The sequence below is a fragment of the Paenibacillus sp. CF095 genome, assembly GCF_900101225.1.
In the GTDB taxonomy this organism is placed as follows: domain Bacteria; phylum Bacillota; class Bacilli; order Paenibacillales; family Paenibacillaceae; genus Paenibacillus.
Genome location: NZ_FMZN01000002.1, coordinates 71,980 through 96,126, shown reverse-complemented (window position 1 = coordinate 96,126; position 24,147 = coordinate 71,980). Strand labels below are relative to the sequence as shown.

Sequence of the window (24,147 nt, the reverse complement as noted above, 5' to 3'; positions counted from 1 at the left end):
AAGCGTGAATGAACACCTCCCCAGAATGCAGTCATTTCTCGCAAAAGTTCATCTTCTGTCTCCATCGACCGATTGGACATGCATCGACTTACAAATCTGGACGAATGGCCACTTATGCGGATCACGAATTTGAATTAGAATTACCGTAGACGATTGAAAAAGGCTGTGATTCCATGTTATTCGAAAGAGACAAATGGTTGCAGTATGGCATTCTGCGCGATGAGCCCTCTCTCGCTGAACGTTTGCCAGAAACACAGTTGCTTGAGAAGCATACGCTAACGAAGATGCTTCTTCAATATCCCAGCGTTGTACTGAAACCTCGTAATGGCAGTTACGGAAGGGGTATCCTGTTCATTAAACGAAGCGGTGCAAATGCTTATCGTATTCAAAATGAAAATAACACAGTCACCATGAGAGACAACGAGCAGTTACTCGAATGGTTCGAACAAACAATCAAAAGTGATGAATATATTGTCCAAAAGCGTCTGCAGCTTGCTCAAATTAAACACAGGCCGTTCGACATTCGGATCATGGTTCAGCGCAAAAAGAGTTCCTCGTCCACTTGGAACGTGACAGGTTCCTATGCTAAAGTCGCAGCACAAGGATACCAAGTCACCAATGTGAATAACCGCCCCATTCCGGTTCTTAAAGCACTGAGACTAGCTCGAATTGGAGATCGGCGCTTACTTGTCAGAGCGGAACAAGTTGCACGATTAGCTGCCAAACGATTGGGAGAGCATTACCCTATGCTTAGACAAGTCGGGTTCGATATAGCCATCGACAAGAAACGGCGAATTTGGATTATCGAAGGCAATTATCAACCAGCCTTACGGCCTTTCCGACTTTTGAAAGATTCCTCGATGCACCGCAGAATATTATGGTACAAAGAACATTAAAGCAAAAGAAGACGACCAGCCTTTTACTCATGGCCAGTCGTCTCTTCCTGTTTAGTACCTGTTCTTGATATTAACCCTCTTCGGTTATTTCCGGCATTTTCTAATCGCACTTGTAACACGTGTCACTCGGAACTGATTTACCCCTACCTGTATAATGGCGAACTGGCTGTACGAAGTACCAGAAGAGGTATACGGTTCAGCCTCAATATTTCCACTTGGTGTTCTAACCGTCGCGGTGATTCTAGTTACCAGGCACACACCACGGTCGGAAGATCTCCAAGTCTCGTCACGCTGAACACTATATCTATCGTTGCTACAAAAGATGGATGCATACTCCACTACTCCACTCGCATTAAACGAAGTCGAGTTATAGATCTGAACAGGGTCATAACCACCTCTAGGTGCTCCAGGTCTTCTATTTCCCATTCTCAAAACCTCCTTTTTTATTGATAATCTATTAAATGCAATTAAATAGTTTTGGTGAGGTATAAATGTGGACAAGGTAGAAAAAGTGTGTTTGTCCGAGGGTCGCAGACACAAAAAAGAACCACCCTTTACTGTACAAAGGTGGTTCGAAAATTATAGTCCTATTATCATAATCATCTTATTCAGCCAATTGAGTCGAAACGGTACATAATATAATGTAAATAGACGGTCAAAACTCCCCAAATGCAGATGCTTCTATTCTGCCGCCTCCGCCAACCATGCTTGCATCGCCGGAGATTCCGCCCGATTCAAACGTAAGGCAATTTCGGTATTGATCTTATCCGGCGGCATGACTTCAACAAGGACACATACGGACTCTCGCCGTTGATTTAAGGCAAATATGCCTTCATCATCGAGCATTTTCATCGCCAGCTCCATGGCGTTCAGCCTCACATCCAACTCGCGATCCCAATCATCATACTCCAGTTCCGCAATGAAAGGACGCTCGTTATATCGTTGTTTGACACCGTCAAAGTGATCATCCCCAAAACAACAATAGGGCGAATCCGCATACGACCATTTGATGAGATCCGCAATCGTGGATACCGGCGTATCACTTTCTTCTGCTTGCCTAGCCGATTCCAACGCCAAAGCTTCCCACGACCAGGCAGAGATGCTTGGCGCATGTCCCTCGCCAGTAGTGTATAACGTACAATAATAGTAACATTCACCATTTTCAAAAAGGGTGCAAAAGGACGTTCTGGCGGCAGCGGCGATCTCTATGGCCAGTGTCTCTATTTCTTGCATTGGCTTCATGATTGGAGTTCCCCTTTCCATTCGTTGATCATTTGCCCCTTCGATATGAATTGGCTATTTGGACTAGATACCAAACACCCGCACCTACAAGGGCAGCAAACACCAGATTGATGCAGCCGAACACGATGAGTGACTTTGCTTGGCCTGGACCGATCCGGAAAGCGGTAGCTAGCTGGAAGACAGCCGGTAGCAAAAATGCCAGCCAGGAGATGGTTATAAGCTTTTCTGTTCTGAAACTCCACCATACTGCTGAACATGAGGCAGCAAGCAGTACCCAGGTACAGATAAGCTTTAGGGCGAACATCATTTCGTCCCCCTCCTATTTGCCATGAATCACAAGTCCATATTTACTGAATATCCACGATTGGCTCAATTCGTGCATTGCATCATGGCTTATACGCACAGAGGGCTTTTGCTCCTTCATCGCATCTGCATCAAGGGCTGAGAAGCGAAGGGGTTTGGTCATTTTTTTGATAGAGTCTCTTATTTCATCGAAAAACGCATAGGTTAGCGGCTTATGGTTCCGGATATCCTCATATATATAGTACTTTCCTTTTTCATCTTCCACATTAACTTGAAAACCTTTCGGAAATGAAAGCAAGATACACGGAAGCTCATCCTCTGCCCATTCTCCGTGATATGGAAAAGAAACCCCTTCATTTCTCACAAAAAATCCTGAACTTTCTTGATCCGATGCAATCGAAATAGAGTAAACAAAGAAGGGATGGATGTCATCTCTCTTTTCTCCTGCCACAAAATACTGATAGAACGTCTGATACCCCTCGTACACCTGTCTATAATCATGTTCTGTTCGGGTAGCATTGGTACGATAGAATTGCGCTTGCCGATGCTCCAAAAGCTGCAAAAGGCTTTTAAACTCTTCAGGAGTGATGAAGAATCTCAGTTTATAGAATCCGCTATTCTTTAATTTGTCCATTTCTTTTCGCTCACCGCCCTGTTTAGAAATGTTATGCCAATGACCTTAGCGGTTCAGGTTTACTCACCGCTCTTCCTCATCTCTATCTCTATATTGAGCGTTAGTTCATCCGCATCCATTCTTATATATCAACTATATATGTATCTTATTTCCATTATAGTGATTACCTTTCCTGAGTCTACCTACTTTACACCTGAATTTTGCGAATCAACTTTGAAAGGGTAGCCAAATATCAGAATAAATGCGTCTGCACGTGAGCAAAAGACATACGTGGGGTGAATTTTAGACTACCCGCTCTGTGAGGATGGGGCACGCCAACATATCGTGATCAGCACAAATTAGCCGTACGGATGATCACCCGTACGGCTAATTTTGACTTATTCAGCTTTGCGAATTCGGAATTGTTAAGGTTTAACTACAGAGAGAAGAGACTCATTCCCCTCAGAGATCACCGTTACATCTGGAGCAAACGTTGCATCACTTACATGTAACGTTTCTCCAAGTTCCATAGCACTAATGTCAAATTCAATCGACGTTGGCAAGTGTCTCGGCAATGCCTCCACTTCAATAGAAGATAATTGAACTTGCACGACTCCGCCCTGTTTTGTGCCAATCGGTGTGCCGTTGAACTTGACAGGAATTTTAGTGCGCATGATCTCATTGGTCTGCACCTGTTGAAAATCCACATGAATCAAGTCTCGTGTAACCGAATCCCGTTGAAGATCTTCCAATAATACGGTCAATGAGCCTTTCTCTTCAAACTGTAGTTCAATAAAACCAGATGCCCCTTGCTTTAACCATTTTTGAAATTCTATTGTTGGAATATGAATCATCTCATTCTCCGTATTTCTGCCAAACACAATACCTGGCAAACGCCCGGATTTACGTAGATCCTTAAGTCGAGAAGAATTTAATGGAATGCGGGTCTCCGCTTGAAAACGAGTAGTCATGCTATGTTCGCTCCTCTTTATTAAATGATATTTTCACATTTTTCATACTCATCCAACCATCCCCTGTTGGGGCTAAAGAGAGAAACATAGCATCACCACCTCCATATACGATCCAATTGATTTTAAAATACATTTAATGTAAGCTCCCATAATATACATGAAGGCACTCTACTCCGAAGAGTAGAATGCCTATGGGATGCCTCCACCCTATCATAGAAACATCTTTTTGTCGATCAACCCGAAGTAATCGAACAGATGAGTAAAGGTATTGCTGGTGAAGAACCGCTGTTAGTATTTATAGCAGAAGGGGCTCTTCCTTTGTCAGGAAGAGCCCCTATTAATATAAAGTTTGAATAAGTTCTACATTATGAAGCTTTTGCTGCAACAGCTTTTTCAATTAATGCTTTTGCATCGTTAGTAGTAAGACCTTGTTTAGGTTGAAGCGATTTTTTATCTGTTCCAGCAAAAATACCTTTGTCAATCAGTTTTGCCATAGGTTTAATTGCATAGGCAGACACCGATTTACCATCTTCGAAACTAGCAATAATCGTAGCAGCTTCTTTATCGGTAGCTTGATCTTTTACCAATTTAGCAAGAATAGTAGCTGCTTCTTCACGCGTGATATCCCGATCAGGATAGAAGTTTCCACCATACCCTTGAATGAATCCAGCATGCGTAGCTTCAGCAATCGCGTCTGCATATGCAGCATTAGCTGCAACATCCTTGAATGCAGGTGCTGTAGCTACTTCGTTAAGTTTCAACATGTCGACCAGAGCACTTACAAATTCAGCACGAGAAATGACTTCTGTTGTTACAGGTGTTTCTGTTGGCTCAGTAGATGCAGCCAGGTTTGTGATACGTCCTTCATTTTTAGCTTCAATGCTACCGCCTTTATACGTATCTACGATGTATTGGTAGAATACATCCAGATCGATAGGACCTGCCAGGGATGATTTAGCATCCAGCAGCACTTTATAGTTATCTCCACCTGCAGCCATAAAGTTGTTAACTACAGCAGTATATGTTTTTGCAGGATCAATAGGTGTACCATCTTCAAGACTAAGACCAGTAACACGTTCTGCGACCGGCTTATTGAAATCTGCAGTGTATTTCAAACCAGAGATTTGAAGTGTTTTGGTATTAGGTGTACCGTCAGCGTTGGTACCCCATTGTTGTTGCAACAAAGTTTTAATTTGTTCGCCAGTCAGTTCCAGCTTCACTAGAGTGTTACCGAACGGTTGGATTTTGGCAAGATCAGCAAAGGTTACATCGCCTTGTGGCAGATCCGCACGAATACCGCCTGGATTCATAAATGCAAAGTCAGCAGCACTTGCCTTATCCCCAAAGTCTGCTTCACGCATTGAATCTGCAATGAGGTTGCCTAGAGGGGCTTCGTTATTATAAGCATCTGTACGAGTGACGGAACCATCCGTTGTACCTACTGGCTTCGTCAGCTCAGGATGCTTGTCCAATGATTTTTTAATAATAGCTAAAGATTCAGGGTCTTCTTTTACACCCTCTTGGAAAGTCGTTGTAACAGTCGCTGATTTTTCAGTTACATCCCCGGTGGCAGGATCAATCATCAGCTTGATATCTTCAAACGCCGTACCATAGGAATAAGCTTGCACGATCAACTTTCCATTCACTTCACCGTTAGCCAAAGCATGGTTGTCACCTGCAACGATAACGTCAACAGGGGAATCCGCCGGTAAAGCTTTTGCCAGATCAGCTGCTTCTCCAGTGGTTACGCCTTCTTTGGTTGTTGCTGGATCATGTGCCAAAACAATGATCGTTTCTACGCCTTGGTCTTGCAATTCTTTAGCATATTTATTAACGGCTTCCACTTCTTCTTCTGCGCTTAAGAAACGTAGGCCAGCTGTCCCAGATGGAGATACTTTGGCAGGTGTGGATTTCGTCACTAGTCCGATAAATCCAATTTTGACTCCGCCCACTTCTTTAATCACATACGGCTTAATCAATGTTTTTCCTGTGGCAGTTTCAATCACGTTTGCATTGACGTAATCAAATTTTGCACCGGCATGCGTTACTTTTCCTTCTTTTGGATCAAGGCCACCAAAGATTTGTGCTTTCAAAGCAGCGACACCTTGGTCAAATTCATGATTCCCTAAGGACCCTACATCAAAGCCCATCATATTCATCCATTCCATGGTAGGCTCGTCACGATCCAAAGATGAGGCTGGAGCAGATGCACCAACAGAGTCTCCATTATGGAAGAGTAGGGAGTGTTCATATTTGGCTTGCGCTTCTTTGAGGTAGGTTGCTAGAATTGGAGCCGTTCCTGCCTTCTTATCACCCACCATTGATGTGGTATCTAACTGACCGTGGAAATCATTGATTCCAATCAAGTGTACTTCTACATCGTTACCTGCGGCAGAGACAGAACCCGCTGCGCCCAATAGTTGCGTGAGTAATAGTGCAGCAGTAGCTACACGCAGTGTACTTTTGCCCAAAACTTTTTTCCAAAACATGAATGAAAAAACCCCTCTCCAATTTTAGATCCTGAGATATTTTACCATAGTTCAATTCATAAAAATCATTAAATATATAAAATTTATGTAAAAAGTTGAGAGATTGATAGAACAGCAACATGACATGTTACATTTCAGCCAAAACTTCACTATTAGTGCTCTGACACGCAGCTCAATTCTTCTTACGCTATCACCTACTGGGTACGTTCAGCATAGTACACTGGCTAAAAAAAGACACCCTGCAGGGTGCCTTTTTTCCTTCATATTAATAATTCACAGCAGTCAGTCTCAAGGGTACCTCTACCCCCCAAATCTACTTTTCTGTTCTATAAAGGTAGAGATATTTCTCCTCCGTTAACCACTATTCCACTTTGGTTTTATCTAACATGTTCATTAATATAACAACAGCCTCTGCTCTGGTGGTTTGTGCTTTAGGTTTGAAATCGTTGTTACCCATGCCTTCTACAAGACCAAGTTCCTTCAGAGCGGCCACAGAGGTTTTTGCCCAAACAGGAATAGATTTGTCATCTGCAAAAGACGTTGTAGCATTGCCTGTAGTAGATACCTTGAGTGCATTAGCAACCATCACTACCATCTCGGCACGTGTGATATTGGCGTTCGGCCGGAACGTGTCGTCTGGATAACCGCTAATAATGCCTTCTTGCACGGCTTGCGAGACTGCCATTTTGGCCCAAGTTCCGATCTCGGTTTTATCTGAGAATACCAGTTCCACTTCTGTTTTTTGTAAATTCAACGCACCCATCAGCATGACTGAGAACTCGGCACGTGTGACGTTCTTCCTCGGATTGAACGTTCCATCCGGATAACCGGTAATCATACCGCTGCTTAAAGCTTGTTTAATTCTTGCTTCTGCCCAGTGTCCCGAGATATCGCTAAAACCAGGTTCCGTGGTGGGTTCAACTGGATTATTCAAGACCGGCTTTCCGCTGGTTTTATCTACAACAAGGACAGCATACTTCGTAAAGTGATTGACCTCGACTATGATTTGGTTCCCTTTTATAATACCGCCATCCACTTTCTCCCATGCCTTATTCACTTCATCATAATAAAATACAGCTGCCGAATGGTGACTCTCAAGACCTGATGAATCAAATGTAAATGTCATTTTTACCGGCTTGAGAAAGTTCTCTGTGAAATTCTTCAGAAGCTCAAATACCGGGCTGGCCAGAATCTCTTTATTTCTTAGCAGAGTTTCGGTATCAGATACTTTATCAATCGATAAAGTCAGTTCTTGAGGGGATCCCCCTGCTGGAATTGAGATTTGAATCTCCTTGCCCAAGCTAACCAACCCTGATTTGCCCACCGGAACGGTTATTTTACCCGTTGTTGAAGTGACTGTATTGTCTATCGGAGCCGTTGGTGCAGAAGGAGTACTCGGACTTGTTGTTTGTACGGGCTGTACAGTGAAAACTGAATACGGATTGGACTCCGTTATACCCTGTCCTGCATTACCAGCACCGTTGGACACTCCATTATTCTGAAGGGTGATGACATTGACCGATTTGCTCACGTTAGCTTGAGGTGTTAACGTAGCTGTCCACGTCACGCCCCCATCGGATGAATGAACAGCACTCAGGGTACCGTTCGCAACCGTCAGATCCGCATTATCAAAACCCGACACAGCCTCAGAGAATGTGATCGTTACCGCTGATGTTTTGCCACTGGTCAGCGTTGTATCGGCTACAACAATCGTTGCCGTTGGTTGGGCGGTATAAACCGTATAATTATTCGAATCCGTCGTACCCGTTCCGGCATTGCCTGCAATATCACTGATGCCTGTATTATCAAGCGTAATGATATTCGTTCCATCCGTGGTGCCAACAGCCGGCGTCAATATCGCGGTCCATGTAATGCCTCCATCGGAAGAGCTAACGGCACTCAGCGTACCGTTTGCAACGGTCAGGTCGTCATTGGTAAAGCCTGTAACTGCTTCGGAAAACGTAAAGGTAACCTGCGATGTCTTCCCGGCAGTCAGTGCAGCATCGGCTACGAAAATCATTGCTGTGGGCCTTACTGTATCGATTGCGAAGTTATTTGAGTCTGTTGTTCCTATGCCTTCAATGCCGCCTTGATTCTCCACACCCGTATTATCGAGTGTAATCTTGTTGGTTCCAGCAGTCATGCCGACAGGCGGGGTTAGTTCTGCTGTATAGCTAATATTATCATTGGTGGCTAGATTTTGAATTGTTCCATTCGTCACCGCAAGGTCTGCGACGGTAAAACCTGTCACGGCCTCAGAGAGTGTGATCGTTACCTGTGATGTCTTACCAATGGTCAGTGTTGTATCGGCTACAACAATCGTTGCCTTTGGCCGGGCGGTATAGACCTCATAATTGTTCGAAGTGGTCGTTCCTATACCTACACTACGGTCCTGATTCATCACACCCCCATTGTCGAGAGTAATGACGTTGGTTGCATCTGTAGTGTCGGGTTTAGGTGTGAGAGTTGCGGTCCACGTAATGCCTCCATCAGAAGAGACAGGTGCAGTCAGTGTGCCGTTCGGAACGGTTAAGTCGCCATAATCCAACCCTTGTACCGCTTCCGAGAACGTAAAGGTTACCTTTGATGTACTGCCAATTCTCAGCAGCGTATTATCCATTGTGATTGTTGACGTTGGAGCCGCAGCATACACCTTATCCGATGGTTTTAAGTACAACAGTCCTGTAATGAGAGACAAGACCAGAATGAAGCTCCCTATCCTTTTGCCAAAATTCATATGACCCTCCTCGTATCTTTCCTCTGGATGAAAAAATCATCTGAAACCCTTCTGAAATACCTCAAATTCAATCTAATCAATCATTCGACACATTCGTCCAAATTCCTATATCCACAAATAAAAATAAATCGTTTGCCACAGCAGAACTACTAACTGCAAGTCGAGAGTGAGACTAGTTAAAAGTATTCATTTATGCCTTCCACTATCGAACAGATAGAAGTTAATAGAAAATTATGTATTTTATCTTTTTAGTTGATATAATGGTATAAAAAGTAATATTCGTTTTTTTCGTCAAATGTATGGGCAGTTATAATAGCAACCTTCCGTGGCCCTCAACCCCCTCAACTCTAGTTAACACATATCCATTTACATACGATGTATTCAAGCAACTTACTGCCTATTAAAGGAGGTGACCCCGGAGAGCATTATATATCGATTTTCCCTGTAACTACCACTTACAAAGAACATAGGAGCGTGTCCAATGAACAGACAACTTTTCCCCAGATCTTTTCGAATTCTTATGGCTTGCTTGTTGATTCTTGCATTTGCCGTACCAGCGACGGCTTCTGCCGGCTATCTTGGTGATAAGCTCACGATCGGTCAAAGCATGGCGAAGGGTGACTATCTCACCTCCCAAGATGGTAGATTTTCAGCCATTTGGCAGAATGACGGGAACTTTGTTATCTATCAAAACGGTTCTTCTCTTTGGAGTAGCGGTACCAGTAACAGTGGGGCTCTTTCGTTCAACTTTGAATCACAGTACGGGAAACCTGTCATCTATAAATATGGCATGAAATATCAAGACGTTTACCAATATGGTTATCGTTATGGTTTCAACCCGGCTACAGGTAAATTCGAATATTACACCGGTTGGGGATGGGATAAAGTTTTGATGATTGATACTTCTGTACAGGTAGCTGCTTGGTCTCCCAATACCACCTCATGGATTCCAGGTCATCACGGGAGCAGCTTACCGGCTAACACAACAGGTGATACACTGGTCATGCAAAGTGATGGGAATTTGGTTCTCTATAACACAACCCTGACCAATAGCAATTATCCGAATAGTTGGATTCCTGTCTGGGCTTCGAATACGGGCGGGCGTTAAAAGGGAAACGAACTCGAATGTACAGAAAGACAAAAAAGAGTCGCATGATTTGCGGCTCTTTTTTGTGTCTAACGTTTTTGGGTCCACTCACCAATATGTATGTACATAACCAGATAGCAAAAAAATCTGAGGAATCTAATGAGATCCCTCAGATTAGTTTAAGATAGCGTGCACTTACTTATTACTAAGTTTGAGTGTATTCACGATGCAAAATTACCACAGATCTTCCGGGATATACTTGATCATCGTTTCCGAGCCATCTTCATTGATTTTATACGTATGGGTTCTTGTGGCTTCCTCGACATGTCCATATGACCATTTGTCCAAACGGTTGTCAGGATATGAAGGTTCTGCTCCAGTCAGAGGACCTCTATACAGCATCCCATTAATCATCTTAACGGCTTCCTCTCGGGTAATCTGACTTCCAGGTTGGAAAGAAGCATCCTTATACCCTGATACGATACCGAAACGGAAAACTTCATCGATAGACTGCTCCGCCCAGTTCCCCTCAATATCTGTAAACGAGCTGATTCTCAAAGTATGGTCCATCTTGAGCTCTTTGGCAACGCCGAGATAACGAGCAATGGCTGTCGCCAGCTCTGCTCTTGTAATGGGCTGATCCGGTCTGAATGTAAGATCTGCATAGCCTTTGAATATCCCTTTATTTGCAACTGCTTCGATATAATCGGCACCCCAGTAATCCGTAGCGACATCGCTGTACAGCTTGATGTGTCGAACCTCATCTTGCAAATGAAGTGTCCGGGCAAAAATAGCTGCAATCTCTGCACGAGTGATGAGCTTTTCAGGTTTCACATTACCGTCTGGGTACCCCATAATATATCGATCATGTTTGTGCTCATAACGGTTAGAGTACAACATCACTTTAATCAAGGACGTATCGTCTTGCGTATTCACAAGCGTAAGCTTATGATCTGAGCCAACAACAGCCGTAACAGAAGCATAGTTCTCGCCTTCGGTCATTTCGTTAACCTTTAGTTTAAACGTCAATTGACCACGTGTGTCTCCTGCCAGCTTACCAACATTCCATTTTATTTCTTGGCCCGTAACGACGCCGCCGTTTGCATCAACTAAACTCATTCCCGCCGGGATAGTAGCTTTAACATACAAGCCATCAGCCTCAGTCAACGTTTTATTGGCGTAAATCACGGTGAAGGTTAGAATATCGTCTTCTCTGCCCTTCATTTTGTCCACAAGGATAGCTGTGGCAAGATCAATGGGCTTGGTCGTTATGGTCTTCGGTGGTGCAGGCTCAGTCGTTGTGACTGGTGGCCCTACAGGATCAGTCGTTACAACTGGAGAGCCCCCTCCGTTGGATGACGGCAGTGGCGTCATGCTAAAGTCGTACAGCACGATCTCCGTACCTACATGAATTAGCGGCTGGTTCGTATCGACAACTCTGCTGTCGAAATTCTTATATCCTGCCTTGGTCGCGGTTAAGTAGTAGTCCGTATGCGGAAATACCATGAACGCATACTGCCCAGTCGCATCACTCGTCTGCGGGTTCGCGTTATCCGCTGGCGGGAAGCTGCTCACAGGTGGCAAGTTGACAACCGTTCCGTTGCTGTAATGAAGTGTAACGATTGCACCGGATATTGGATGACCCGTCACGGAATCGGTAATTGTACCGTAGGGGTCAATGAGCACCTCACTAATGCTGATTTGTCCGTCTGAACTGATTTCAATATCAGCATGACCAACAACAACAGGTTGTGTTCCACCGCCCGGGAGCGGAATGTTATAGATGACATCGGCAGTGTAGATGCCCTTAAGTACACTGTCGATATTGAATATTCCATTGGAATCAATTTGGCCTGTATGAGTCCCATTGCCGTCATTGATCAACACCGTGTAACCGCCGCCCACAGTTCCGTTGAGTGCCAGGGAGCCACCCTGCGATGTTTCCACCAAGACAACACCAGAGACTGTTTTATTCCCCTCAAAGGATCGACCATCCACACTAGCATTTACTGGAACACTCTGATTAAACGTGACGGATTTTTTCTGTCCACCAATCTCTACTTGCTTTGTAATGGATACATCGTATGTCACATTACCCTGCGGTATAGCTAGGGTGTATGCCCCATCGCCCGCTGTAACTGCAACAGCATGAAAATCAGTAATACCATCACCATCAAAATCTTTGCTCACTTTAATCAAAGCGCCTGCTACGGGGTGACCCGCTTGGTCTGTGACAATACCCGTAATAACACCAGGGGTGATCGTAATATGAATCGTATCACTCACATAGAGATCTCTGGGGCTGTCAGCAACCGTTGCCGTTAATGGTATAGATGCAGATTCCGTACCGCCAAGTATAGCCGCCGTGAAGGTTGTAGTTGCGATTCCGTGTGCGTCCGTCAAGACGCTTATCGTATTCAAGTCCCCAGCAAAATGGCCGTATGTTGTATCCGGCACTTTAAATACAACTTGGACCCCTGCCTGAGGATGACCCTCTTTATCAGTCACCACCGCCTTAAAGACAGATGTTGACGTGCCGTTACCAAGTATGGACGATGGGTTGGCCGTCAACGTCATTTCAAACTCGACAAGCTCAAAGTCCTGGATGACAACTCCATTCGTATTAACGTTGACCGTGGATACTGAGATTTCTCGATGAGCCAAGCTGTACTTATCACTAATCACTTCTAGAATATATTTATTGATCACGACATTTTCAAAATTATATTTACCATTTGAACCTGTCGTGAACCGCTCCTTTTCCTTACCTGCAAGGTCACGTAAAATGACTGTCGCCCCGGATACCGGGTCTCCGGTTTTCTTATCCGTCACCGTTCCAACAATGCTCGGGTTGGTAATTGTGATCGTCACCGTAGCTATGTTGGACTGACCTGTTCCGTCAGAAGCTTGATACGTGAACGTCACACTTCCTGATGCTTCCTCTTTTGCCTCAAACGTGAATGAGCCATCCGAGTTGGCCGTCAGTGTACCCTTGCTTGCGTCGCTAACTGAACTAATATTCACTACTGTGAGCGTATCATTCCCTGCGCTAGTGTCGTTGAGTAAAATTCCTTTTTCCGCCGGGACAGTAAGTTTACCCCCTCTTGCAACCTGATAGCTGTCATTCTCGGCAACTGGCACCGCTCTGAATTTTGCATAATAGTCTCCGGCTGTCTGAACAGTAAAGGTGTATGACGCATCCGTGCTTACTGGAATGCCTGTGCCTTCTTCGTTCTCATACCATCCCACGAATGAATAGCCCAGACTTGGGTTAGCCGCAATTGTTGCCGATTCGCCAAGCCCATAAGCATCGTCACCATTAGTCGTGCCCCCGACATTTCCAATGACATGTGTATTGATTGGCAACGTAATTGTGATCGTCACCGTAGCTACACTCGAATAAACGGTTCCGTCAAAGGCTTGATAGGTAAACGTAACATTACCGGACGCATTCTCCTCCGCAATGAACGTGAACGATCCGTCAGGGCTCACATTCAGCATGCCCATGCTTGGATCACTGATTGAGCTGACATTCATCGCCGTAAGCGGATGATTCTCATCATCGGTATCGTTCTTGAGTATACCTGCCTCAACTGGAACAGTGAGCGTATCTCCACTCTTAATGCGATAGGTGTCATTCTCCGCAATAGGCTCATGCGTAGAAACTGGTAGAGTAATCGCAATCGTCACCGTAGCTACGTTTGACTGGGCGATGCCATTGTCTGCTTGGTAAGTAAACGTAACGTTACCGGACGCTTCCTCATCTGCCACGAATGTGAATGATCCGTCAGGACTTACATTCAGAGTGCCCTTGCTCGGGTCGCTGACAGAGCTGATAGCCCCCGCCGTAAGTGGACGTCCCTCCGCATCCGTATCGTTCATCAAGATGCCCTCTAGTGCCGAAACGGTGAGCGTATCTCCTCTTAAGACACTATACGTGTCATTCTCCGCGACTGGCAGCATAACATATTTAGCATAATAGCCTACATCCGTCTGAACGGTAAACGTATATGCTGCACTTGTACTTACTGGAGTACCTGTACCTGCTTGGTTGTCATACCATCCCACGAATGCATATCCTTGATCTGCGCTTGCCTTAATTGTTGCTGAGTCACCAATATTGTAGGTATTATCCCCTTCAGTCGTGCCTCCAATGGCTTCGATGACATGCGTGGTGACCACAGCTGTTGTCACATCCGTTACATTGGTAGTTACTGTATTAGAGCCAAGATTAATCCCCGAAATTACAGCATTGTCGCTGATCACAGTTTGCGGTGTACCTGGTGCCGTTTTCGTGAAGCTCAGCACCTTACTACTATTCGCGGGTACATCAATTCCCGTTTGTGTTTGGCCCTCACTGGTGACACTAAGACCTGTTTTTGTCGTATTCGTATAGTTATAGATTGTAACTGTGTAGTCTATAGATCCGTTGGTCTGAACCGTTGTGGGACCTGTCTTGTCAATCCCCATCTTCAGATCAAGCTTACCGTTGTTTCCAAGTTTCATCGTCGCTCTTCCATTATTCAGTGACTCTTCGGTTACATAAGTTGCACCAATTCCATCTGTTTTGGAGATCGTCTGCTTACTCGTTAAAGCAAGATAGTAAGGGCTGTCCGTAGGCGGGAAGAAATAAGCCGCTGTTTTGGCCCCATCCATGGCATTACCTGAATTCAAGTAGCGAGATATGTTTCCTACATTATTGGGAGATACCTGAAAAGTAGGTTTTACTTTATAGTTGAGTGCAAATGAACCGTCTGTTGGTGCACTATATTCTCCCGACTTTGGGCTTGTCCGGTTCTTGAAGCGATAAATATGCCGTTGCATATCTTCTGCGTCGATATACCAAGTGAGACTGGTAACACCTGCGACTGTCTTAATGACGGCTTTACTTCCGTATCCAGCAAATTGATACGCTGTACCGCCATTTATCGTCGTATTTGCATCCACCGTTGCGACAGCGTCACCGATTTTCAACGTGGACAGATCAACATTAAAGTCCTCGCTGATTTCGTCTGCAACAACAATTGCACTTGCTATATCGGCTGTCTCTGAGCCAAGATCGGTAGTCTCCGGTATATTGAGAAGCGGAAGTATGGTCGTAGTAGCTTCTACATCATTGGCCAACCCAGCAAAAGCTGAACTGACAATGTCATAGGTTGGAGCGAATGTGTAATAATTACTGTAAACAAAAGAATCTGCGTAGTTAAAACCATTTGGCCCCTGAGCAGCATACGTTTTCAGCTTGTCATAGGTATTCTTTGCCGTACCATAGTTATAACTACTGTCTTCCTTATTATCGTTGACTCTTTTCGGGTCAAGACCTGCCCATGCGTAGACTGGCTGGCTACCACTATATGGTCCATTAATTGCCGTTGTGGAACCCAGTCCCACTGTATACACTTTGGCTTTAGTGGATTCTCCTCCATTGTATGCAGTGTACTGATTATCTAAAAGACCCTTCATATATGCGCCCGTGAGTATAGTCAACGCAGCAATTTCCGGATCACCTGTATTGGCCAGACTGGTGCCGGCAGTAGCTGGTACGTATTTGGTACCATCAGTGCCACTCTGATTGTAGTTTGCAATCGTTGTAGCTTCGGTTACTGCATTTTGAAAATCCGTTTCAAACGATTTGCCTTTGGGCGAAGTATACCATGCCTTCTTGGCATGAATTGCCGCCCCATCTGATAGAAGGAACAAGTAAGGCTGGCGCTTAGGTCCCGTGCCCTTAGTTCCCACACTGCTCATCGTCTTGGAGACGCCATACATGATACCGTCCTGCGTTGGCGTACCTGCCCCTAGCGAGACTGGCGACTTCGTTCCAACGGCCGTACCATCCTTGACTAGATTGCTGTTCAATGTGATGTTTTGGTTCGATGTTGCATATTTCAAATAATCTTCCGTTCCATGTCCTGAACTAAATACGTAGTGTCCTAGTTCCATAAACGTGCCGAGGTGGTTGGAGCTAGCCGATCCTCCAAACCAATAAACCGCAACGCGGTTATTGGGATTGGCATCCATGACTGTGCGGATTGCATCGTTGGCTGCCTTGGCCATCGCTTCCACACGATAGTACACACCAGGTCCACCTGCTGTTTCTGCTATTTCTCTCCCATTTAGATTTCCCATAGACGAACTCATGTCCAAAATAAAGGTTACGTCCGCCGCAGGACCGTCAGCATTGCCGCTCCCTCCGACACCTGGATTGGTCGAATTTGCGGTCATATATTCTTGTGCTAACGCTGACAATTTGACATTAAAACTGCCATCACCCTCTGCCGTAACGCTCTTGTCAGTCCAAATACGTCCGTCTGATGCCGCTGTGCCAAAACCGCTAGGTGGCGCATCCGTCACCGGGTCGGCAGTTAACTTGACTTGGTACTGGTCGTAGTTCGTCTCCGCCATAGTCGGAGCGATTGCCGCATTGGCCACTGAGCCGTCTAAAGGAGTAAGACCACTAAGCCCAAATATTAGACAGACCGTGAGCGCAATTGAAATAAATTTTCTAAAGCCATCGTTGTTCATATCTAGTGCCTCCGTACAAAATTGAAATATAATGATCCCTAATACAGCAAACTTCTTGTGTTTCTTCGTCTATAACCTACACTGTTCAAAAAGAACTATAGCAACATTTATTACCTTCTTCCCGTCTCCAGATTTGTTGCGAATTTTAGTATAATCATTAACTCTAAACAAAAACTGAACAAGAATGTGATGACAGTTGCCCTTGCCTGGTTGAATCACAAAAAATGCATTAATTTTATTGGGATTTGAAGAATGAAGTCTTGTTATTGAGGGGATTTATTCTTATATATCTACATATAACTGTGTTAATCTACTAGAAGGAGAATTGCCGTTATATACTAATTAAACGCGACATAACTGAATGCAGGCAGATCTTACGATAGACGTAGGTTAGAAAGGAAGCCCCATGAATAGTTCCTTGAAGCAACTCATGAAATCACCCGCATTTCCCGGTGGTATCATAACCATTCTGATATTTTATCTGGATTACTTTCCATTCGAACTTGTTGAAAAATTTCTACTGTTTGCGGCTTTCGTTATTGTGCCTCTTGTGATTTTACTTTTGGATCATGACGCGAAGAATACATATCAACGATTGATGTATGCCGCTATGAAGTGGCTTCAATTTCCCGCTGCGCTTCTTACTCTAGCTTCGGTAATGAGTAGTAAAATGTGGGGGTTAGAAAGTACGGCAATGCCAGGAATTCTGTCCCTTGGGTGGCTACTGTTCACACTGCTGCTTGGCATCTATGGCTTGACCACTATTGTGATCGCTAAAGGAAAAGCAGCGGAAATAGCAATTGGTGCGGGGCTCGTTTATTTTTTCATCGGGGGCATTTGGTTTACCTTATATCAATATCATTTGAACCTCTTTCAAGCTAATCCTGCAACGCACGCGTTAAGCTCGGTTCACTTTCATTTCTCATCTGCAATCGTTCCAATTTTCATTGGTGAACTGGGACGCATCATGACGAAGAAAAGCTGGTATCCCTGGGTTGTTGCCGTCGATATCATCGGACCCATCTTGATTGCTATTGGTATGATTTTCTCCAAGCCGATTGAATACATTGGTGTCGGTTTGTTCGCCTGCAATATTGTGGTTTACACAGCTTATCTCCTTGCTTACTTGAGGAAAAATGCTTTGGATATTAAGGCAGCCTTCTTCTTAGGCCTTTCTTGTCTAGCCTTTTACACGGTGGTTGTCATTTCCATCTTCTATCCGTTACTGAAAAATATGTACTCATTAACCATACGCGATTTTATTCCCATTTATGGATCTCTGCATGCGTTTGGTTTTGTCTTATGTGGACTAATTGGTTGGGTGTTCATGGTAGACTTCGTTAAGGAAAAGGCTAACCAATCGGCTTCATAGGAGTAGTTTAGTCAGGTTCGTGCTATAATAGTGATCACATAAATAACATTCATCATTCTGCCGAGATGGCGATGATTAAGGAGATTGAATTTTGACGAACAACCATGAAGTTGGAGCAGTGAACGAACTACCGGAGAACTTTGAAGAGCTCAAACGAGCGGCTAACCGTACGTCAAGCTGGAGAGACAGACTGAATGCGGTGAACGAATTGGGAAACTGGGATACAGCCCCTACCATTAAGTTACTTCAGCATGTTTTGAAAAATGATCAAGTGTTCCAGGTGCGTGAAGCTGCATATCACAAGCTGAAACAGTTGGATGAAGATGTACAAATGCCTGCCAAAAACAAAGGCGAGCTGTTTAAAGGTACTAACAAAATTTTGCTGCGGATCAAAAAAAGCCTTCCTGAAGGTCACACATTTGAGGAATTTAAGGAAAAACTGCAAAAGACACGTCTGGATCTCTATGATACTTACGAGGGCGACAAAGATGCTGAGTTCGACGCCTGGCTCCATGGAATTTGGGAGACACTAGGTAGAAGATAGCCGCCATTCACCGTATAATAGCTGAATAAAAAGCCACTCCAAAAAATGGAGTGGCTTCTTTATTTCTTATTATTTTGATTGTCACCAGAGTAAAGTTAGAACCTACATTTAATTTCACATGTACATGCCCTGTACGATGCGAAGTTATGTGATATAAAATTTATTCAGGTATATAAGGAAGATCCAGTGTCTTCGGAACGTTGATGACATGTTTTTCTGTATACGTGCGGATCCCTTCGGCGCCGTATTCACGGCCAATACCAGATTGCTTAAAGCCACCGAAAGGGAACCGAACGTCAAGACCCTGAACAGCAGCTGTATTGATCATGGTCGTTCCAGCTTCGAGTTGACGTGCGACGGAGATGGCATCCTCTTCTTTCCCCCACACAGAACTCGTCAATCCATATATGCTTTCATTGTGTAGATGAATAACCTGCTCTTCATCGTCAAATGGAAGAATCGGAACCGTAGGACCAAACTGTTCCTCCACTACAATCGGATCATGAACATCGCAACCTAAGACAAGCGTAGGTTGTAGGTAGTAACCTTGGTCAAACAGCTTCTGATCCAGAATTTGCCCAAGAGGGATGACCTTAGCCCCGCGCTTTTGCGCATCTTCAACCAAACCAAGCACGTAATTCTTCTGCTTCAGGTTATTAACCGGGCCTACCGTCGTATTTGAATCAAATGGATCACCAATTCGAATCCAGCGATTTGCCGCTTCTATATATTTTTCCACAAACTCATCATAAATAGAACGGTGTACATATACACGTTTGGCGATCATACAGATCTGTCCTGTTGTCAAAAAATTAGAAATGACAATCCGGCGCATGGCTCGCTCATCATGAACATCAAAGCTTTCCAAGAAGATAGCCGCATCATTACCACCAAGCTCAAGCGTCATATCTTTAATCGTTTCCGAAGCTGCTTTGATAATATGCTTAGCGGTCGCGGTGCCACCTGTGAAGGCGATCTTTGTGACATGAGGATTACTAGTCAGTTCAACGCCCACATCCGCATCACCATGAACGACATTAATTACACCAGCCGGGAACTCACTCGCAATAATCTCTGCCACCTTCGCTGCCGCCAGTGGTGCAAATGGGCTTGGTTTAAGCACAATCGTGTTGCCTGCAAGTAAGGCAGGAGCAATCTTAATGGTAGATAAAGCAATGGGATAGTTCCATGGACTAATCGCTGCCACCACACCAATTGGATCATAGGAAAGAATCGTTTTACCATTCTCATGCTCTTTGATCTCTTCCTGTAGAGTCGATTTAGCTTCATTACAAGCAAATTCCATCCACATTAACGAAACATAAATTTCACCGTGTGCATCATACAGGGGCTTGCCATGCTCTCTGGACAGCAAATGAACAATTTCATTCTCAGCTGCTCTAATCTTCTCGATCGCCTTGCGCATCATAATAATGCGTTCATCAATGGAGGTCTGCTTCCATGTTTTAAAAGCCCCTGCCGCTGCTTCAATCGCTTCAACCGCTTGTTCTTTCGTAGTGACAGGGAAATAGCCTACGATCTCAGCGGGGTTTGTCGGATTCTCTTTTGCTAACTGCGAAAGGGATTTTACATTCTGACCATTAATGAATGCTTCAACGATAATTGTCTCTTGGTCTGCTTCGATTGTCATTTTGAATCCCCTCCGTTATTCTAATGGGCTAATTCCAAACTTCTTCTGCAATTTCCTTCACATAACGAAGTTTACGCCATTGTTGTTCTTCCGTTAAAATATTGCCTTCTTCCGTGGAAGAAAAGCCGCATTGTGGGCTCAAACAAAGTTGCTCAAGTGGTACATAGGTTGCCGCCTCTGCAATCCGAGCTTTAATCTGTTCTTTATCCTCTAACTCGCCTGTTTTCGAAGTAAGTAAACCAAGCACGATTTTCAAATCTTTTCGATTCACATATTGTAAAGGCTCGAAGCCACCTGAGCGCTCATCATCAAATTCCAAGAATAATCCATCTACGTTTAAGCCACCAAAGATAACTTCAGAAGCGTACTCGTAACCACCCGTTGAGAAATAGTTCGATTTATAGTTACCACGACAAATATGCATCGTCACAACTAAATCTGCCGGTTTATGAGCCAATGTTTCGTTAATCATTCGCTGCATCGTTTTCAACTCTTCCGCCGGTTCCAGACCTTTGGCGCGCAGCTTATCATGACCAGCTTCTGAGAATAGGTCTGCCCAAGCTGTATCATCTAATTGCAGGTATCGACATCCCGCATCATAGAAAGCTTGAATGGCTTTTTGATACGCCGCAATCGTATCCTGAAGGAATTGCTCCCGGTCCGTATAGATATTGGCGCCATTTTCCAAACGGTATAGAAGCATGTTGGGGCTTGGAATGGTCTGTTTCGCCACTGCGTCACCTGCATGCTTTTTCAAAAACTCAAAATCCTCAACAAAGGGATGACTCGAGAAATCAACTTTACCCACAACACGAATCCCGCCCTTGCGCGTTTGCATATTATGGAATTTCGGTCCATCAATTTCCTCATACAACTCTACGCCATCCAAGCCACCCAGAAAATCAAAATGCCACCAGCTTCTGCGGAATTCACCATCCGTAACTGCCAATACGCCATTTTCCTTTTGCTTTTCAATAATTCGAATAATCTCTTTATCTTCTACAGCTCTTAATTCTTCATATGTGATGTTGCCTGACTTATATTGTTCACGTGCCTGACTTAAGTTTGCAGGGCGTAGAAAGCTGCCTACATGATCATTACGAAATGGTATCATAAGTATTTCTCCTTCTAACTTTTTATTCTAATGAGTATAGCATGGTCAAAAGGGATGCCTGTTATATGAAAATAGCATGGCTAGTCATAGCTTTTAACAATAGCTAAAGTCTCAAAAAGCAAAAAAACCACAACCTCATAGGGTACTAGACGTGGTTTACCTCATATCAATATCAATTTAGCCTGACACCCGCCTTCCTATCTCTCCCATTACATTTATTTTCTAGTATAATAACGGGATACAACAAACATTTTAAAATAGAAGGAGAGTTGTTATGGAATATCATGTATCCAAACATGGGAATGATCAAGGAAAAGGAACAGCAGATCAACCCCTTCGTACCATATCACGCGCTGCGGCTCATGCCATGGCTGGTGATACCGTTATTGTTCATGCGGGAGTATACAGGGAATGGGTTAACCCGGCGAATGGAGGAACAGCGGAGCATCGAATCGTATATCGATCCGCAGGAGACGGGGAAGTTGTGATTACAGGAGCTGAGCGGATTACCAACTGGAAGTCTGAAGGAGACCATGTTTGGAGCACAGAAGTGCTCAACTCTATCTTTTCCGTTCGTAATCCCTTTGAGGTGGAGCTCACTGGAGACTGGTTGTTTGACGGGCCTTTCCCGGTTCATCTCGGCGATGTCTATCTGGATGGCAAATCATTATATGAGTGCAATAGTGTTGAAAGCGTTCACAAACCTGAAGTTTGGCCCGAAGCCAAGTATCCCAAGGATTCATTGTTAAAATGGTATGCCGAGGTTGGTTCTACAACAACCAAAATCTGGGCCAACTTTGGTGGAAAAGATCCTTGTAAGGAAAATGTAGAAATTAATGTACGTCCTTATTGCTTCTGGCCTGAGAAGCCGGGACTCAATTATATCACCGTAAGCGGTTTTACTCTTCGTCAGGCCTCCCCCCAATGGGCGCCACCTACAGACTACCAGGAAGGTTTGATTGGACCTCACTGGAGCAAGGGCTGGATTATTGAAAACAATATCATCAGTGAATCCAAATGCGTTGGTATTAGCCTGGGTACCGAAATCGGCACAGGGCACACCAAGTCTTTGGAGAAGCATAGTAAAGGTGGTACTCAACGCGAGCAGGAGGTTATTTTACGAGCATTACGCTCCGGCTGGCATAAAGATAACATCGGCAGCCACATTTATCAGAACCGTATATATAATACTCACCACAAACGACTCAGACATGGTGCCGAAGTAGCAGGGATCAAACTGCATGCTGCACTAGATACTCAAATTAACGAAAATATCATCTATAGCTGTTATCGTGCGCTTTGGTTGGACTGGCAGGCACAGGGCACTCGCATCAGCCGTAATGTATTTTTTGACAATCTTTCGGAAGACCTCTTCGTTGAGGTTTGCCATGGTCCGTATATGGTCGATCATAATCTATTTCTCTCTCCGATGAATTTCAGAAATATGGCCCAGGGCGGGGCTTTTGCTCATAATTTATTTGCAGGCCGATTTGTCGTTCGTTCCGAAATTACCCGTATTACGCCATATCACTTCCCGCACGAGACGGCCATGGCTGGATACTCCAATATCACTGGGGGCGATGACAGGTACTACAACAATATCTTCTTGGGTGATAACGATGCGAATAAAGAACCTGTTCCTATTACCTTCTTTGAGCATCTTCCCCTTAAACCAAGGGATGAAGTTGGAGAGGACGGGAAGACGGTCATGGATGGTGTTCCGGACAACTCCATTTGTTATCTGCATGCTGTGGGACTTGGAGGCTACGATCAACATCCTGATGTGAAAGATAAGAAATGGTGGGAATACACCAAAGAGGAGCTTCTTGAGCTTGGCGATGCGGCGAAGGATTTCTTTATAGGCAATGCCGTTCTTCCGGTGGCTATGGGTGGCAATGCATTTCTTAACGATGCGGTTCCAAGTCGTCACGAATCGGATGCGAAGATTGTTGCACAGAAGGGAATCAATGTTGAGATTGATCCTGCGCAAGGTAAGGTGCACATTCAGATACATGATCCCGAATTGCTTCGGGGAACCACTGCAATGTTAGTTACCACGGACCTGCTTGGAAAGACTTATCACGCCAACATGAAGTTTGAGGAGCCGGACAGCAGTCCATATCATTTTAACTCTGATTTCTTCGGAACAAAGAGACCGGATGCAGATGTTACACCTGGTCCCTTTGAATTAACCGAACAGGGTACTCTTGATTTTGAAATTTAGTTTATTATTGAGGGTCCAGTCATGATTTTAGGTGAAACTTTTCATGAACTATGCCAATATATACTTCATTTCCCGGCAAAGGTGGCGAGGAAATACCCGAAGAAAACAGAATATCACGAAGATGGCCTTGAGCTTTGACCGAACCCAGCAGCCCCATGGAAGATCCTACGATCCATGAGGGTTTCCCGATCATAACTCGATTCACTCGGGATAACCAATTGACCGAGCGAGTAGAAGGGGTCGGTTCCTTATTCTTAACACTCCTGTTGAGCTTAGCAGCCATCCTATTTTATAAGCTTATTATGAAATACGTGGCATGGCGGCCCATTCCAGAGCTATCCGGGCAGCATGCAGGGGTGGAAGCTGTCCGGGGCATAAT

The 24,147-nt window shown here is 44.5% G+C and carries 15 protein-coding genes and 1 pseudogene; 5 read left to right on the top strand and 11 right to left on the bottom strand.

Translation table 11 applies throughout. The features are described from left to right. The first annotated feature begins 173 nt into the window (after positions 1 to 173). Positions 174 to 896 carry a YheC/YheD family protein gene (locus BLS69_RS19785; RefSeq protein WP_091035321.1) on the top strand — a complete coding sequence of 241 codons (723 nt, stop codon included), beginning with the start codon at positions 174 to 176 and terminating at the stop codon, positions 894 to 896. A gap of 84 nt (positions 897 to 980) precedes the next feature. On the opposite strand, the gene BLS69_RS19780 is transcribed toward BLS69_RS19785, so the two are convergent. The 7 genes from BLS69_RS19780 to BLS69_RS19750 all read right to left on the bottom strand — a co-directional run bounded on the left by BLS69_RS19780 (position 981) and on the right by BLS69_RS19750 (position 9,251). Then, positions 981 to 1,322: a hypothetical protein gene (locus BLS69_RS19780; protein ID WP_047841001.1), complete on the bottom strand. Its 342-nt coding sequence runs from the start codon at positions 1,320 to 1,322 to the stop codon at positions 981 to 983. 255 nt (positions 1,323 to 1,577) lie between these two features. Then, positions 1,578 to 2,138 (bottom strand): DUF4303 domain-containing protein, encoded by a 561-nt coding sequence (locus BLS69_RS19775; protein WP_091035318.1) that lies wholly within the window; start codon positions 2,136 to 2,138, stop codon positions 1,578 to 1,580. Between the two features lie 28 nt (positions 2,139 to 2,166). After that, positions 2,167 to 2,445 carry a hypothetical protein gene (locus BLS69_RS19770; RefSeq protein ID WP_091035315.1) on the bottom strand — a complete coding sequence of 93 codons (279 nt, stop codon included), beginning with the start codon at positions 2,443 to 2,445 and terminating at the stop codon, positions 2,167 to 2,169. A gap of 12 nt (positions 2,446 to 2,457) precedes the next feature. Continuing rightward, positions 2,458 to 3,075 (bottom strand): hypothetical protein, encoded by a 618-nt coding sequence (locus tag BLS69_RS19765; protein ID WP_091035313.1) that lies wholly within the window; start codon positions 3,073 to 3,075, stop codon positions 2,458 to 2,460. Positions 3,076 to 3,479: 404 nt separating this feature from the next. Next, positions 3,480 to 4,025, bottom strand: a complete 546-nt coding sequence (locus BLS69_RS19760; protein WP_091035311.1) for a 50S ribosomal protein L25 — start codon at positions 4,023 to 4,025, stop codon at positions 3,480 to 3,482. Positions 4,026 to 4,390: 365 nt separating this feature from the next. Beyond that, on the bottom strand, positions 4,391 to 6,514 hold the full coding sequence (locus BLS69_RS19755) for a 5'-nucleotidase C-terminal domain-containing protein (protein WP_091035307.1): 2,124 nt from the start codon (positions 6,512 to 6,514) through the stop codon (positions 4,391 to 4,393). 361 nt (positions 6,515 to 6,875) lie between these two features. Further along, positions 6,876 to 9,251 carry an Ig-like domain-containing protein gene (locus tag BLS69_RS19750; protein ID WP_091035304.1) on the bottom strand — a complete coding sequence of 792 codons (2,376 nt, stop codon included), beginning with the start codon at positions 9,249 to 9,251 and terminating at the stop codon, positions 6,876 to 6,878. Positions 9,252 to 9,732: 481 nt separating this feature from the next. Here BLS69_RS19750 and BLS69_RS19745 point away from each other — a divergent pair, with 481 nt between their 5' ends. Then, positions 9,733 to 10,359: a hypothetical protein gene (locus tag BLS69_RS19745; RefSeq protein WP_091035301.1), complete on the top strand. Its 627-nt coding sequence runs from the start codon at positions 9,733 to 9,735 to the stop codon at positions 10,357 to 10,359. Between the two features lie 213 nt (positions 10,360 to 10,572). Here the strand turns inward: BLS69_RS19745 and BLS69_RS19740 are convergent, their stop codons facing one another. Then, the gene (locus BLS69_RS19740) at positions 10,573 to 16,863 is read right to left on the bottom strand and encodes an Ig-like domain-containing protein (RefSeq protein ID WP_091035298.1); all 6,291 of its coding nucleotides are present in this window, start codon (positions 16,861 to 16,863) and stop codon (positions 10,573 to 10,575) included. A 406-nt stretch (positions 16,864 to 17,269) separates the two neighbouring features. Here BLS69_RS19740 and BLS69_RS19735 point away from each other — a divergent pair, with 406 nt between their 5' ends. Beyond that, positions 17,270 to 18,235 (top strand): YndJ family transporter, encoded by a 966-nt coding sequence (locus BLS69_RS19735; protein WP_091035296.1) that lies wholly within the window; start codon positions 17,270 to 17,272, stop codon positions 18,233 to 18,235. Positions 18,236 to 18,326: 91 nt separating this feature from the next. Continuing rightward, the gene (locus BLS69_RS19730; RefSeq protein ID WP_091035293.1) at positions 18,327 to 18,779 is read left to right on the top strand and encodes a HEAT repeat domain-containing protein; all 453 of its coding nucleotides are present in this window, start codon (positions 18,327 to 18,329) and stop codon (positions 18,777 to 18,779) included. 160 nt (positions 18,780 to 18,939) lie between these two features. Here the strand turns inward: BLS69_RS19730 and BLS69_RS19725 are convergent, their stop codons facing one another. Together BLS69_RS19725 and BLS69_RS19720 are read right to left on the bottom strand one after the other, a co-directional pair. Then, positions 18,940 to 20,430 (bottom strand): aldehyde dehydrogenase family protein, encoded by a 1,491-nt coding sequence (locus BLS69_RS19725; RefSeq protein ID WP_091035290.1) that lies wholly within the window; start codon positions 20,428 to 20,430, stop codon positions 18,940 to 18,942. Between the two features lie 28 nt (positions 20,431 to 20,458). Then, positions 20,459 to 21,544 carry a 5-methyltetrahydropteroyltriglutamate--homocysteine S-methyltransferase gene (locus BLS69_RS19720; RefSeq protein ID WP_091035287.1) on the bottom strand — a complete coding sequence of 362 codons (1,086 nt, stop codon included), beginning with the start codon at positions 21,542 to 21,544 and terminating at the stop codon, positions 20,459 to 20,461. A gap of 274 nt (positions 21,545 to 21,818) precedes the next feature. Here BLS69_RS19720 and BLS69_RS19715 point away from each other — a divergent pair, with 274 nt between their 5' ends. Beyond that, positions 21,819 to 23,768 carry a DUF1565 domain-containing protein gene (locus BLS69_RS19715; protein ID WP_091035284.1) on the top strand — a complete coding sequence of 650 codons (1,950 nt, stop codon included), beginning with the start codon at positions 21,819 to 21,821 and terminating at the stop codon, positions 23,766 to 23,768. Positions 23,769 to 23,805: 37 nt separating this feature from the next. On the opposite strand, the pseudogene BLS69_RS32635 reads toward BLS69_RS19715, so the two are convergent. Further along, positions 23,806 to 23,994, bottom strand: a pseudogene (locus BLS69_RS32635) (NADPH-dependent FMN reductase); the annotation flags it as partial. Between the last annotated feature and the right edge of the window lie 153 nt (positions 23,995 to 24,147).

What these genes read in the sequence shown, in the direction of transcription:
- BLS69_RS19715 (WP_091035284.1), top strand. Translation starts at nt 21,819, where the DNA reads ATGGAATATCATGTATCCAAACATGGGAATGATCAAGGAAAAGGAACA.
- BLS69_RS19770 (WP_091035315.1), bottom strand. Translation starts at nt 2,445, where the DNA reads ATGATGTTCGCCCTAAAGCTTATCTGTACCTGGGTACTGCTTGCTGCC.
- BLS69_RS19750 (WP_091035304.1), bottom strand. Translation starts at nt 9,251, where the DNA reads ATGAATTTTGGCAAAAGGATAGGGAGCTTCATTCTGGTCTTGTCTCTC.
- BLS69_RS19720 (WP_091035287.1), bottom strand. Translation starts at nt 21,544, where the DNA reads ATGATACCATTTCGTAATGATCATGTAGGCAGCTTTCTACGCCCTGCA.
- BLS69_RS19785 (WP_091035321.1), top strand. Translation starts at nt 174, where the DNA reads ATGTTATTCGAAAGAGACAAATGGTTGCAGTATGGCATTCTGCGCGAT.
- BLS69_RS19765 (WP_091035313.1), bottom strand. Translation starts at nt 3,075, where the DNA reads ATGGACAAATTAAAGAATAGCGGATTCTATAAACTGAGATTCTTCATC.
- BLS69_RS19755 (WP_091035307.1), bottom strand. Translation starts at nt 6,514, where the DNA reads ATGTTTTGGAAAAAAGTTTTGGGCAAAAGTACACTGCGTGTAGCTACT.
- BLS69_RS19780 (WP_047841001.1), bottom strand. Translation starts at nt 1,322, where the DNA reads ATGGGAAATAGAAGACCTGGAGCACCTAGAGGTGGTTATGACCCTGTT.
- BLS69_RS19725 (WP_091035290.1), bottom strand. Translation starts at nt 20,430, where the DNA reads ATGACAATCGAAGCAGACCAAGAGACAATTATCGTTGAAGCATTCATT.
- BLS69_RS19740 (WP_091035298.1), bottom strand. Translation starts at nt 16,863, where the DNA reads ATGAACAACGATGGCTTTAGAAAATTTATTTCAATTGCGCTCACGGTC.
- BLS69_RS19775 (WP_091035318.1), bottom strand. Translation starts at nt 2,138, where the DNA reads ATGAAGCCAATGCAAGAAATAGAGACACTGGCCATAGAGATCGCCGCT.
- BLS69_RS19735 (WP_091035296.1), top strand. Translation starts at nt 17,270, where the DNA reads ATGAATAGTTCCTTGAAGCAACTCATGAAATCACCCGCATTTCCCGGT.
- BLS69_RS19760 (WP_091035311.1), bottom strand. Translation starts at nt 4,025, where the DNA reads ATGACTACTCGTTTTCAAGCGGAGACCCGCATTCCATTAAATTCTTCT.
- BLS69_RS19745 (WP_091035301.1), top strand. Translation starts at nt 9,733, where the DNA reads ATGAACAGACAACTTTTCCCCAGATCTTTTCGAATTCTTATGGCTTGC.